Annotated in this window: 13 protein-coding genes; 6 read left to right on the top strand and 7 right to left on the bottom strand. The window is 70.4% G+C overall.

Annotated features, from left to right (window positions below):
- Positions 1 to 2: 2 nt before the first annotated feature.
- The gene (locus tag U9R90_RS11995; RefSeq protein WP_411056417.1) at positions 3 to 920 is read left to right on the top strand and encodes a hypothetical protein; all 918 of its coding nucleotides are present in this window, start codon (positions 3 to 5) and stop codon (positions 918 to 920) included.
- A gap of 35 nt (positions 921 to 955) precedes the next feature.
- On the opposite strand, the gene U9R90_RS11990 is transcribed toward U9R90_RS11995, so the two are convergent.
- Positions 956 to 2629, bottom strand: coding sequence for a fumarate hydratase (locus U9R90_RS11990; protein WP_411056416.1), 1674 nt, complete (start codon positions 2627 to 2629; stop codon positions 956 to 958).
- 199 nt (positions 2630 to 2828) lie between these two features.
- Between U9R90_RS11990 and U9R90_RS11985 the strand changes: the two genes are divergently transcribed.
- The gene (locus U9R90_RS11985; RefSeq protein ID WP_411056415.1) at positions 2829 to 3512 is read left to right on the top strand and encodes a DUF1707 domain-containing protein; all 684 of its coding nucleotides are present in this window, start codon (positions 2829 to 2831) and stop codon (positions 3510 to 3512) included.
- Between the two features lie 161 nt (positions 3513 to 3673).
- Positions 3674 to 4045 carry a WhiB family transcriptional regulator gene (locus U9R90_RS11980; RefSeq protein WP_411056414.1) on the top strand — a complete coding sequence of 124 codons (372 nt, stop codon included), beginning with the start codon at positions 3674 to 3676 and terminating at the stop codon, positions 4043 to 4045.
- Between the two features lie 84 nt (positions 4046 to 4129).
- On the opposite strand, the gene glpX is transcribed toward U9R90_RS11980, so the two are convergent.
- Positions 4130 to 5161 carry a class II fructose-bisphosphatase gene (gene glpX, locus U9R90_RS11975; RefSeq protein WP_411056413.1) on the bottom strand — a complete coding sequence of 344 codons (1032 nt, stop codon included), beginning with the start codon at positions 5159 to 5161 and terminating at the stop codon, positions 4130 to 4132.
- Between the two features lie 232 nt (positions 5162 to 5393).
- Between glpX and U9R90_RS11970 the strand changes: the two genes are divergently transcribed.
- Positions 5394 to 5915, top strand: a complete 522-nt coding sequence (locus U9R90_RS11970) for a DUF4245 domain-containing protein (protein ID WP_411057717.1) — start codon at positions 5394 to 5396, stop codon at positions 5913 to 5915.
- A gap of 116 nt (positions 5916 to 6031) precedes the next feature.
- On the opposite strand, the gene U9R90_RS11965 is transcribed toward U9R90_RS11970, so the two are convergent.
- The 4 genes from U9R90_RS11965 to U9R90_RS11950 all read right to left on the bottom strand — a co-directional run bounded on the left by U9R90_RS11965 (position 6032) and on the right by U9R90_RS11950 (position 9860).
- On the bottom strand, positions 6032 to 6622 hold the full coding sequence (locus U9R90_RS11965; protein ID WP_411056412.1) for a malonic semialdehyde reductase: 591 nt from the start codon (positions 6620 to 6622) through the stop codon (positions 6032 to 6034).
- A gap of 253 nt (positions 6623 to 6875) precedes the next feature.
- Complete coding sequence (locus U9R90_RS11960) at positions 6876 to 7127, bottom strand: exodeoxyribonuclease VII small subunit (protein WP_411056411.1); 252 nt, start codon at positions 7125 to 7127, stop codon at positions 6876 to 6878.
- A gap of 39 nt (positions 7128 to 7166) precedes the next feature.
- Entirely contained in the window at positions 7167 to 8375 is a 1209-nt protein-coding gene (gene xseA, locus U9R90_RS11955; RefSeq protein ID WP_411056410.1) for an exodeoxyribonuclease VII large subunit, read from the bottom strand.
- Between the two features lie 81 nt (positions 8376 to 8456).
- Entirely contained in the window at positions 8457 to 9860 is a 1404-nt protein-coding gene (locus U9R90_RS11950; RefSeq protein ID WP_411056409.1) for an APC family permease, read from the bottom strand.
- A gap of 136 nt (positions 9861 to 9996) precedes the next feature.
- Between U9R90_RS11950 and U9R90_RS11945 the strand changes: the two genes are divergently transcribed.
- Complete coding sequence (locus U9R90_RS11945) at positions 9997 to 11046, top strand: 4-hydroxy-3-methylbut-2-enyl diphosphate reductase (RefSeq protein ID WP_411056408.1); 1050 nt, start codon at positions 9997 to 9999, stop codon at positions 11044 to 11046.
- A 30-nt stretch (positions 11047 to 11076) separates the two neighbouring features.
- Positions 11077 to 11835, top strand: coding sequence for a polyphosphate--glucose phosphotransferase (ppgK, locus tag U9R90_RS11940; RefSeq protein ID WP_411056407.1), 759 nt, complete (start codon positions 11077 to 11079; stop codon positions 11833 to 11835).
- Between the two features lie 30 nt (positions 11836 to 11865).
- Here ppgK and U9R90_RS11935 read toward each other — a convergent pair.
- Positions 11866 to 12413, bottom strand: a 548-nt coding sequence (locus tag U9R90_RS11935) for a DUF6542 domain-containing protein (RefSeq protein WP_411056406.1), incomplete at its 5' end; no start/stop codon positions are given.

The following is a 12413-nucleotide window of genomic DNA, read 5'->3' as shown; positions in this document are numbered from 1 at the left end:
CGATGAACGAGAAAACCGGGCAGGCACCACCGCCTTCGCTGGTCATCCGGGACGGGGGTGTGACCGTCCGGCTCCGCGAGGACGGCGTCCACTGGCAGGGGTCGGGAACCGTGACCCGTATCCCGTACCAGGCCATCGGCGCGGTGACCACCACCGACGGTGCGACGGGAGGGGCCTGGGTCAGGCTGCGGATCACGCTCCGCCCGGCCGTCACGGAATTCGGCGGGCGCTACGAGCTGGCCTGCCCCAGCAGGCAGGGCCGCCCGTTCGCGGCCGCTCTGGAGCGACTGGTCAGCGACCGCGGCACGGCACTCCATGACCATGACGTACCGCGGCAGCTCGGCGTCACCGTGACCCCGGTGCGGTCACTCCCCTTGCGCGAGCGACACTCCCCGGTCCGGCTGGCCTGGTTCGCGCTGCTGGCGGCGACCCTGGTCAGCTCGCTCGCCCTGCTGGCCCTCGGCCACCCCGTGCGCGCGGTCGTGGTGTGGGCCGCCGTTCCCGCCTGGGCCGTGACCGCTCTCGTGGCCCGCGTACTCGCTTTCGGGTTCGCCGGGGTGCGGGACCCCTGGACCCGCGGGATCCGCGTCGAGGCGCGCCACGTCGACAGCCGGACCGGCCACAGCAGTGGTGGCCCCTGGCCGGAGTTCGTCTACGAGTTCACCGACCCCGACGGTGTCCGCAGGGAGCACGCGCTGCGGCCGTCGGGCCGCTTCTCCAGGCCGCGCCCGACGCGCACCCTCTGGTTCGTCCCGGGTGACGCGCCGCGCGGCCACACCCTGGGCGACCCCTTCACCGCCCTGTTCATCACTGTCATGGCGGGCGGCATGGCCCTCTTCCTCGGCGGTATCGCCGCGTTCCTGATGCCGGGCCTGCTCATGGGCGCACTGCTCGGCTTCCTGGGCGCACTGCTCGGCTGAGGACCTGCCGCCCGGCCCGCTACGGCCGCGAGCGCCTAAGCGCCCTGGCGAACGGGGATGTTGAGGATGGTCGGCGCCTCGGCGGGTGCCTGGAAGAAGTCGTTGCCCTTGTCGTCGACGACGATGAAGGCCGGGAAGTCCTCCACCTCGATCTTCCAGACCGCCTCCATGCCGAGCTCCTCGTACTCGACGACCTCGACCTTCTTGATGCAGTCCTGCGCGAGCCGGGCGGCCGGGCCGCCGATGGAGCCGAGGTAGAAGCCGCCGTGCGCGTCGCACGCGTCCGTGACCTGCTTGGAGCGGTTGCCCTTGGCCAGCATGACCTTGGAGCCGCCCGCCGCCTGGAACTGCTCCACGTAGGAGTCCATCCGCCCGGCCGTGGTCGGACCGAACGACCCGGAGGCGTAGCCCTCGGGGGTCTTGGCGGGGCCCGCGTAGTAGACCGGGTGGTCCTTCAGGTACTGCGGCATCTCCTCGCCCGCGTCGAGCCGCTCCTTGATCTTGGCGTGCGCGATGTCGCGGGCCACGACCAGCGGGCCGTTCAGCGAGAGCCGGGTCTTGACCGGGTACTTGGTCAGCTCGGCGAGGATCTCGTCCATGGGCTGGTTGAGGTCGATGCGTACGACGTCACTCTCGCCCTCGCCCTCGCTGTCGAGGTGCTCGTCGGTGGTCTCCGGGAGGAAGCGCGCCGGGTCGGTCTCCAGCTGCTCCAGGAAGACGCCTTCGGCGGTGATCTTCGCGACGGCCTGGCGGTCGGCCGAGCAGGAGACGGCGATGGCGACCGGGCAGGACGCGCCGTGCCGGGGGAGGCGGACGACTCGTACGTCATGGCAGAAGTACTTGCCGCCGAACTGCGCCCCGATGCCGATCTTCTGGGTGAGCTCGAAGACCTTGTCTTCCAGGTCCTTGTCGCGGAAGCCGTGGCCGAGCGGCGAGCCCTCGTCGGGGATCTCGTCCAGGTAGTGCGCGGAGGCGTACTTGGCGGTCTTCAGGGCGTACTCGGCTGAGGTGCCGCCGACGACGATCGCCAGGTGGTACGGCGGGCAGGCGGCCGTACCGAGCGAACGGATCTTCTCCTCCAGGAACTTCATCATGGAGGCCTCGTTCAGGACGGCCTTCGTCTCCTGGTACAGGAACGATTTGTTCGCCGAGCCGCCGCCCTTGGCCATGATCAGGAACTTGTAGGCGTCGCCGTCGGCCGCGTACAGCTCGATCTGCGCGGGGAGGTTGGAGCCGGTGTTCTTCTCGTCCCACATGGTCAGCGGGGCCATCTGCGAGTAGCGCAGGTTGAGGTTCTGGTACGCGTCGTAGATGCCGCGCGCGAGGGCCTCCGAGTCGCCGCCCTCGGTGAGGACGTTCTGGCCGCGCTTGCCCATCACGATCGCGGTGCCGGTGTCCTGGCACATCGGGAGCACGCCCGCGGCCGCGATGTTCGCGTTCTTCAGCAGGTCCAGGGCGACGAACTTGTCGTTCGACGACGCCTCGGGGTCATCGATGATCTTGCGCAGCTGGGCGAGGTGGGCGGGCCGCAGGTAGTGCTGGATGTCGTGGATGGCCTCTTCGGCGAGCCGGCGCAGCGCCTCCGGCTCGACCTTGAGGAAGGTGCGCCCGTCGGCCTCGAACGTGGACACACCCTCGGCGGTCACCAGTCGGTAGGGCGTGGCGTCCTCTCCCAGGGGGAGCAGATCGGAGTACGCAAACTCTGGCATTACGGCCATTCCTCACTCGGCAGACAGCGGCGCAACCTCCATTGGCGGCGCGCACACCAGCCTAGAACGCCGCGCGGGGGACCGGTCTGTGAGGTAAGGCTCAGTAGGAGTCGGTCGGAACGCGTTGCTCGGCACGCGTTGCTCGGTAGGAGTCGCTGCGGACTAGTCGCGATCTATCGCGTTTCGGTACGCTGGGGCCGTGGACCTCGAAAAGCACCCGCCTCAGGCACCACCAGCCGCCCAGCCACCCGCAGCGGCGGCAGAGCTCCGCGCGTCGGACGCGGACCGCGACCGCACCGCGGACATCCTCCGCGACGCCCTCGCGGAAGGCCGTCTGACCGCTGAGGAGCACGCCGAGCGCGTGGACGGGGTGTACCGCGCCAAGACCGTCGCCGAACTGGCCCCGCTCGTCCAGGACCTGCCCGCGCCGCGCGAACGACACCAGGGCGCGCAGACGTACGCGTACGCCCCGGAACGCACCGGTGTACCGGCCGCCCCGGACGAGAACCTGGTCGCGGTGTTCAGCAGCACCACCCGCAAGGGCCGCTGGCGGGTGGCCCGCAGGACCCACGTGTACGCGATCTTCGGCAATGTGGAGATCGACCTCACCGAGGCGATCTTCGAGCACCAGCGGGTGGTCATCAAGGCGGTCTCGGTCTTCGGCAACGTCGAGGTCACCGTCCCGGAGAACATCTCGCTGCACGGCAGCGGCAGCGGTGTCTTCGGGAACTTCGAGGTCGAGACGCTGGACTCCGGAAACCCGCAGGCGCCGGTGGTCTTCATCGACGGATATTCGGTCCTGGGCAACATCGAGGCGAAGCCCAAGCGCGGCAAGTTCGTCCAGGACCTCAGCGATCGGTTCCGGAAGCATCTCGGCCACTGACGGCGGCCGAAAGTCGGCGAAGAGGGCTGAAAGCAGGCTGGACACGCCCGATAGTCGGGCGGGAACTCCCGTGCATCGGAACTCAGTGCATAGGCCCGCGCACAGTGGGTAGGCCTGCCGCATCCTCTTCCCGCTCGCGAAGCCGTCGTCAGGAGTAGACCGTGCTGCAACCGCCGCATCAGTCCCTGCAGGTCGCCGCAGTTCCGGCCCAGCGGGTGCCGACGCGAGATCAGGACGCTCCCTGGCACACGGAGGCCGTGTGCCGCCGGGACGAAGCCGGGTTGTTCTTCGCCCCGTCGAAAGAGCCGACGGCCGCCCGGCTGTCCCGCGAGGACGCCGCGAAGCGGGTCTGTGCGGGCTGTCCCGTGATGGTCGAGTGCCGCGAGCACGCGCTGCTGCAGCCCGAGCCGTACGGCGTGTGGGGCGGGCTCACCGCCGCCGAGCGCCGAGTGGTGCTGACCCGCCGTCGGCGCCGCGACATGGAGCTGCAGAAGGCATCGCACACGGCGGGATCTGTCGCGGCGGCCGGTTAGCCGGTACGCGCCACCGGTACGCGTGGCCGGTACGCGAAAGGGGCGCCCTCCGCACAAAGGGCGCCCCCGTTCACGTACGTGCTTCTACTTCGCGCGGTCGAAGTCGATGGCGCTGTAGGCGCGCAGCTTCGCCAGGCGGTGGGTCGAGTCGATCTGGCGGATGGTGCCCGACTTGGAGCGCATCACCAGGGACTGCGTGGTGGCCGTCTCGGAGCTGTAGCGCACCCCGCGCAGCAGCTCGCCGTCGGTGATGCCGGTCGCCACGAAGAAGACGTTCTCGCCGGAGACCAGGTCGTGGGTGTAGAGCACCCGGTCCAGGTCGTGCCCGGCGTCGATGGCGCGCTGCTTCTCGGCCTCGTCCTTGGGCCAGAGCTTGCCCTGGATGGTGCCGCCCAGGCACTTGATCGCGCAGGCGCTGATGATGCCCTCGGGCGTGCCGCCGATGCCCATCAGCAGGTCCACGCCGGTGCCTTCGCGCACGGCCATGATCGAACCGGCCACGTCGCCGTCGGAGATGAACTGGATACGGGCGCCGGTCTCCCGGATCTCCTTGACGATGCCCTCGTGGCGCGGGCGGTCGAGGATCATCACGGTGACGTCTTCGGGGGCGGACTTCTTGGCCTTGGCGACCCGGCGGATGTTCACCGACGCGGGGGCGTTGATGTCCACGTAGTCGGCGGCCTCGGGCCCGGTGACGAGCTTGTCCATGTAGAAGACCGCGGACGGGTCGAACATGGTGCCGCGGTCGGCGGCGGCCAGTACGGCGATCGCGTTGGGCATGCCCTTGGCGCACAGCGTGGTGCCGTCGATGGGGTCGACCGCGATGTCGACCTCGGCGCCGGTGCCGTCGCCGATCCGCTCGCCGTTGTAGAGCATCGGCGCTTCGTCCTTCTCACCTTCGCCGATGACGACGACGCCGTTCATCGAGACGGTGTGGACGAGGGTCCGCATGGCTCGGACCGCGGCACCGTCGGCGCCGTTCTTCTCACCTCGGCCCACCCAGCGGCCGGCCGCCATCGCGGCGGCCTCGGTGACCCGGACGAGCTCCAGGGCGAGGTTGCGGTCGGGAGCCTCGGGGGAGACCTCGAGTTCGGACGGGAGATGATGCTCGGTCATCGAGCGCACCTTTCGTGATACACAAACGGGCTTCGCCCGAAGGGCTCCGTTGAGGGCGGGGGTGGGTGACGGGCGGGCGGCCGGATGAGGGTTTTAGGGGCGACTCTATCGGCAGGTCGACAAAATGAGCAGAGCGGGGCACGCATGAGCAGCGGGGAGCGAGTGCGGAGTGAACGGGGAGGGGGCTGTCCGGGGTACTCCGCACACCTGCGACGATGGGGGCGTGGCAGGTATGAAAGGCAAGCAGACGGTACGGGACATGGTGCTGTCGATGGCAGCCATCGGCGCGGTCGTCGCGTGCATCTACGTCTTCATCCCCAATGACGACTCCAAGGACCCGCTGGAGCCCAAGGACTACACGGTCGAGTTGGCGACGGCGCAGCGCGCCACGGACTATCCGGTGGTCGGGCCCGAGGGGCTGCCCGGCGGCTGGAAGGCGACGTCGGTGCGGTTCAAGGGCGTCGACCACCAGGCCTGGCACCTGGGCTTCCTCTCGCCGGACCGGGAGTACGTGGGGATCGAGCAGTCCGTGGCGCCGCCGGGCAAGTTCATCGCCAAGGTCACCCAGGGAGCCGAGGAGACCTCGGCCACCGAGCGGATCGGCGGCGAGGACTGGAAGCGGTACGAGGGGCCCAAGTACGACGCGCTGGTGTACGAGGGCGACGGCTATACGACGGTGGTGACGGGCACGGCCCCGTTCAAGGACCTGACGAAGGTCGCCAAGTCGCTGAAGAGCCCGGACGCGGTGGAGTGATCCGCCTGTTCTGAGGCGCGCGAAGGGCCCCCGGCAGCAGCCGGGGGCCCTTCGCGCGCGTGGCGCGCTGGTCAGATCGGATCGGATCGGATCGGATCGAATCAGATCCGATCAGGTCAGACGGTGGTGACGACCTCGTCGTAGTCCAGGCGCGGCAGGCGCGGGTACCAGGCGTCCGGGCCGGGCTTGCCGATGTTGACGACCATCAGCGGGGTGTGGTCGTCGTCCAGGAACTCCTTCTGGACGCCGGCGTGGTCGAAGCCGTTCATCGGGCCCGCGGCGAAGCCGGCGGCGCGCACACCGATCAGGAAGTACGCGGCCTGCAGGGAGCCGTTCAGCATGGCGGCCTGCTCACGGACCGGGCGCTCGGCGAAGACGGTGTCCTTGAGGTCGGGCATCGGGGGGAGCAGCCGGGGGAGCTCCTCGTGGAACTCGTTGTCCGTGGAGAGGATCGCGACCAGCGGCGCGGCGGCGGTCTTCGCCTGGTTGCCCTCCATCATGTGCTTGACCAGGCGCTCGCGGGCCTCGGGGGAGCGGACCAGGGTGACGCGCAGCGGGGTCTGGTTGAAGGCGGTCGGGCCGAACTTCACCAGGTCGTAGATCGCCTGCACCTGCTCGTCGGTGACGGGCTCGTCGGTGAAGGTGCTGGCGGAACGGGCCTCGCGGAAGAGGAGGTCCTGGGCGGCGGAGTCAAGTACGAGCGACATTTTGGGAAAACCTTCTCGCAGGCGGCAGTGGATCAAGCTTGCTGATGCAACTCTACGCCGATTAGATTGAATCTTCAACAATAATCGGGGTGAGTGATCTAAGCCTCAAGATCAGTGATCAAGGTGTACGGGAGGTGTACGGAAACGGAGGGCGGGCCTCAGCAGAGGGCGGGCCTCAGCGGCGGAGGGCGGGCCTCAGCGCTCTCGGGCACGCCGACCGGAGCGCTCGTCGGGCACGCCGACCGGGCAGCTCTCAGCTGTCCTTGGCGTCGTCGTCCTCGCCCGGCTCCGCCAGCGCCGCGTCCAGCCGCTCGCGCGCGCCGTCCAGCCAGTGGCGGCACACCTTGGCGAGCTCCTCGCCGCGCTCCCAGAGCGCGAGGGACTCCTCAAGCGTGGTGCCGCCCGCCTCAAGGCGACGCACCACATCGATCAACTCGTCCCGCGCCTGCTCGTACCCGAGCGAGTCCGCGGCATCCGCTGAGGTCGGGCCCTGCGTCGTGGTCATGTGCTCCACCCTAAGTCCGGGGTACGACAGAACTGACGGTCACTCGGCGACCCGTACCGTGAACTCGCCCTCGGCGACCCGGGCGCGCAGCGCCTCGTCCGCCGTGACCTCGTCCGGTGCCCGCACCACATGGCCGTCCGCCTTCTGCAGCACCGCATAGCCGCGCCGCAGGGTCGCGGCGGGCGACAGGGCCACCACGCGCGCGTGGGTGTGGGTCAGCTCGGACTCGGCGCGGTCAAGGAGATGGCCGAGGGTGCGGCGGCTGCGGTCGAGCAGCGCCGCGACCTGCTCCTCGCGCTCCTCGACCATCCGGTGCGGGTGCTCCATCGACGGCCGGGACATCGCCACCGCGAGTCCCCGCTCCTCGCGGTCGAGCAGATGGTGCACGGCCCGGCGTGCCCGGTCCCGCAGCAGCCGCACCCGTTCGTACTCCTCGCCCACGTCCGGCACGATCTTCTTGGCCGCGTCGGTCGGGGTGGAGGCGCGCAGGTCGGCCACCAGGTCGAGCAGCGGCGAGTCGGGCTCGTGCCCGATGGCCGAGACGACCGGCGTACGGCAGGACGCCACCGCGCGCAGCAGCTGTTCGTCCGAGAACGGCAGCAGGTCCTCGACGCTGCCGCCCCCGCGCGCCACGACGATCACGTCCACGGCGTCCAGCTCGTCGAGCTCCTTGACCGCCTGTGTCACCTGCGCGACGGCCTGTACGCCCTGTACGGGGACGTTGCGCACCTCGAAGCGGACCGCGGGCCAGCGGTGCCGGGCGTTCTCCAGCACATCGCGCTCGGCCGCCGACGCGCGGCCGCAGACCAGGCCGATCAGCTGCGGCAGAAACGGCAGCGGCTTCTTCCGCTCCGCGGCGAACAGCCCCTCCTTGGTCAGCGCCCGCTTCAGCTGCTCCAGCCTGGCGAGCAGCTCGCCGACGCCCACCGGCTTTATCTCGGTGGCCCGCAGCGACAGCTGCCCACGCGGCGCGTACCACTCGGGCTTGGCGTAGACGACGACGCGGGCGCCCTCGGACACCACGTCGGCGACCGCGTCGAACACCTTGCGGTAGCAGGTGACGCTCACCGAGATGTCGTGCGACGGGTCGCGCAGGGTCAGAAAGACCACCCCGGCGCCGGGCCGCCGAGACAACTGGGTGATCTGCCCCTCGACCCACACGGCACCCAGCCGGTCGATCCAGCCCCCGATGAGCCGCGAGATCTCGCCGACGGGGAGCGGCGCGTCCGCGGACGTGTGCACAGCCATGACTCGGAGCGTAGCGGCACGGACTGACAGTCAGCCCCGGCCAGCCCCCGTCAGTCGCGACCAGCCCTCAGCCAGCCCCGGTCAGTCCCGGCCAGCTCCCGTCAGCGCTTCTTCTGGCGCGGCCGCCTGCCGGTGACGCTGCGCGAAGAGCACCACGAGCCCCACCCCCAGCCAGATGACCCCGACCACCTGCGCCGAGCGGGACGCCTCCACGATGACCGCGACGGTCACCGCCGCGCCGAGCACCGGCACCAGCCAGTGCCGCCACCAACTCACCCGGCCGCCCCGCTTGCGTACCGCGAACCAGGCCACCACCGACACATGCAGCAGCGTGAACGCCGTCAGCGCGCCGATGTCCACCACCGACACCAGGTGGTCCATCCCGTCGTCCCTGCGGGCCGCCCACACCGCGGCCACCAGGGTCACCGTCGCCGCGGACAGCAGCGCGGGCCGAGGTACCCCCGACTCGGTCTTGGCCAGCATCCGCGGCAGCCGCCGCTCGCGGGCCATCGCGAACAGCAGTCGCCCGGCCGCCGCCTGACCCGCCAGCGCCGCGAACGCCGCCCCGATCGCCTTGCTGACGGCCACCAGGTCGTGCAGCCACCAGCCGACCGACGCGTCCACCGCGTCGTAGAACGCCGACCCCTGCCGGGCGGGCTCGGCCGCCAGCTCGGCCGACGAGACGGGTTCCAGCAGCGCCACCAGATACGTCTGCGCCACGAACAGCGTGCCCGCCAGGGCCAGGCAGAACAGCACCGCCCGCGCCACTTTCGCCGAACCCCCGGTCACCTCCTCGGCGAAGGACGCGATCGCGTCGAAGCCCAGATACGACAACACCGCGATCGACACCGCGCCAAGCACCGCGGACACCGCGAACGTCCCGTCACCCACCAGCGGCGACAGCCAGCCGCGCTGCGCCCCGTCCCGTACGAGCACCACCACCGCGGCCACGACGAAGACCAGCAGCACCACGATCTCCATCGCCAGCACCGCGAAGCCGACCCGCGCGGCCGCCCGTACGCCCCACAGGTTCAACGCCGTGGTGATCACCACCGCCAGCGCCGTCCATACCCACTGCGAGACCGACGGCACCAGCGCGTGCATCGCGATCCCGGAGAAGAGATACGCGACGGCCGGGATCAGCAGGTAGTCGAGCATCGCCATCCACCCGGCGACGAACCCGGGGCCCTTGCCGAGCGCCACGCGCGCGTAGGCGAAGACCGAGCCCGCCTGGGGGACGACCCGCACCATCTGCGCGTAGCTGAAAGCGGTGAACGCCATCGCGACCGTCGCGACCAGGTAGACCAGCGCCACCGCGCCGTGCGACTTGGCGTCCAGGGTGCCGAACACGCCGACGGGCGCCATGGGGGCGATGAACAGCAGCCCGTAGACCACCAGGTCACGGAAGCCGAGACTGCGCCGCAGCGTGCCGACGCCCCCGCTGCCGCCCCCGGTCCCGCCCCCGGTGCCGCTGTCACCGGCCATCCACCGCACTCCTTCGCACTCGCTCGCGGGTCATCCCCCACAGAGGCCTCATCCCGCGCACCGCGGGCCCTCGGCACCCCCGGCTCACCAGTCTCCCCAAGGAGTGGATCTCTGACCTCCTGGACGCGGCCTTACGATGGGGGACATGACTGCACCCGCTGCTGCCCGCCGCGTCCTGCTCGCCGCCCCCCGCGGTTACTGCGCGGGCGTGGACCGTGCCGTGATCGCCGTCGAGAAAGCCCTGGAGCAGTACGGCGCGCCGGTTTACGTACGCCACGAGATCGTCCACAACAAATACGTCGTGCAGACCCTGGAGAAGAAGGGCGCGATCTTCGTCGAGGAGACGGCGGAGGTCCCCGAGGGGTCGATCGTGATGTTCTCGGCCCACGGCGTGGCGCCGGTCGTCCACGACGAGGCGGCCGGGCGGAACCTGGCCACCATCGACGCCACCTGCCCGCTGGTCACCAAGGTGCACAAGGAAGCCGTCCGCTTCGCGGACGAGGACTACGACATCCTGCTCATCGGCCACGAGGGCCACGAAGAGGTCATCGGCACCTCGGGTGAGGCCCCGGACCACATCACCCTGGTCGACGGCCCCGAGGACGTCGCGAAGGTCGAGGTCCGCGACCCGTCCAAGGTGGTCTGGCTCTCCCAGACCACGCTCTCCGTCGACGAGACGATGGAGACGGTGGACGCGCTCAAGGACAAGTTCCCGCAGCTGATCTCGCCGCCCAGCGACGACATCTGCTACGCCACACAGAACCGTCAGCTGGCCGTCAAGCAGATGGGCGCCGAGGCCGAGCTGGTCATCGTGGTCGGCTCCCGGAACTCCTCCAACTCCAAGCGGCTGGTCGAGGTCGCCATCGGCGCGGGCTCCCGCGCCGCCTACCTGGTGGACTTCGCCGACGAGATCGAGGAGGCCTGGCTGGAGGGCGTCTCCACGGTCGGTGTCACCTCGGGCGCCTCGGTCCCCGAGGTCCTGGTCGACGGCGTACTGGAGTGGCTCGCCCAGCGCGGGTTCGAGGACGTCGAGACGGTCAAGGCGGCCGAGGAGTCGATCATCTTCTCGCTGCCGAAGGAGCTGCGCCGCGATCTGCGCGCCGAGGCGGCGGCACTGGTCGAGGAGCGCGGCGGCAAGCTGCCCGACGCACCAGCAGCGGCATCGGCTGACCCGTCCGAGAAGTGACTGTCAGTTCTTCGTCGTAACGTGGTGTCCATGCAGATCTTCGGCGTGGACATCGGCGGATCAGGCATCAAGGGCGCCCCGGTCGACCTGGACCGGGGCGAACTGTCCGACCCCCGGCACAAGGTGCTCACCCCGCACCCGGCCACACCGGACGACGTGGCCGACTGCGTACGCGAGGTGGTCGACCACTTCGGCTGGTCGGGCCCGGTGGGCGTCACCTTCCCCGGCGTGGTCAACGGCGGCACGATCCGTACGGCGGCCAACGTCGACAAGACCTGGGTCGACGTCGACGCCCGCGCGCTGCTCGGCGAGCGGCTGGGCGGCGTGCCGGTCACCGTGCTGAACGACGCGGACGCGGCGGGCGTCGCCGAGATGCAGTTCGGCGCGGGCCGCGGCCGCGAGGGCACGGTCATCATGCTCACGCTGGGCACGGGCATCGGCAGCGCGGTGTTCACCGAGGGACGTCTCGTACCGAACACCGAGCTCGGCCACCTGGAGCTGCACGGCCACGAAGCGGAGAAGCGGGCATCCACCAAAGTCAGGGACGACGAACAGCTGACCTGGGAGCACTGGGCGCACCGCGTACAGAAGTACCTCACCCACGTCGAGATGCTCTTCTCCCCCGAACTGTTCATCATCGGCGGCGGAGTCAGCCGCAAGGCACAGAAGTTCCTGCCCCTGATCGAGGGGATACGCGCCGAGGTCGTCCCGGCCGAGCTGCTGAACAACGCGGGGATCGTCGGCGCGGCCATGACCGCGTCCAGGGCGAGCGAGGCCCGGGCGACCTAGTGCCTGTCCGCCGAATCCGCAGGACGGGTCCTAGGGGGCGTACGGCGCCCGGCGATGCGGCGCGTGCGCGGCCGCCTGCCGGGCCCGCCGCTTGCGCCCCATGATCCGGATCTTGCGTACGGTCACCACGAGACCGGCGATCAGGGTGCCGCCGTACAGCCATCCCGCGTTCACGGCCAGCGCGGTCAGCAGCCCCATCAGCTGACCGCCGAGCCCACCGGAGCCCCCGGCGATCGGCAGTAGCCCGACGGCGAAGGCGAGCGGTACCGCGACCGGCGCCGTCACCAGGTCCGCGGGCCGCACCCACAGCGCGGTCACCGTACTGACCAGCAGGAAGAGCACCCCGTACACCGCGATGGAGCCACCGAACAGCAGCCGGTCGAGCAGCGCGAACACCAGCATCAAGGCACCGGCGAACAGCCCGCCGCCCAGCCCGGTCAGCCGTGGATTGGGCATCCGGCGTGCCGCGACCACCCCTCGGCCGACGGCCCGCACGGTCCCGCGCACGACGCGCGCCACCGGCAGCGTGCCGCGCGCCCGCCCTGCGGCCCCGGCCCCGGCCCCCGCCCCGGCCCGGT

This window comes from Streptomyces sp. E11-3 (genome assembly GCF_046540415.1).
Lineage (GTDB): Bacteria > Actinomycetota > Actinomycetes > Streptomycetales > Streptomycetaceae > Streptomyces.
Note: the sequence above shows the minus strand (reverse complement) of the source record. Positions and strands in the feature narration are given on the sequence as shown.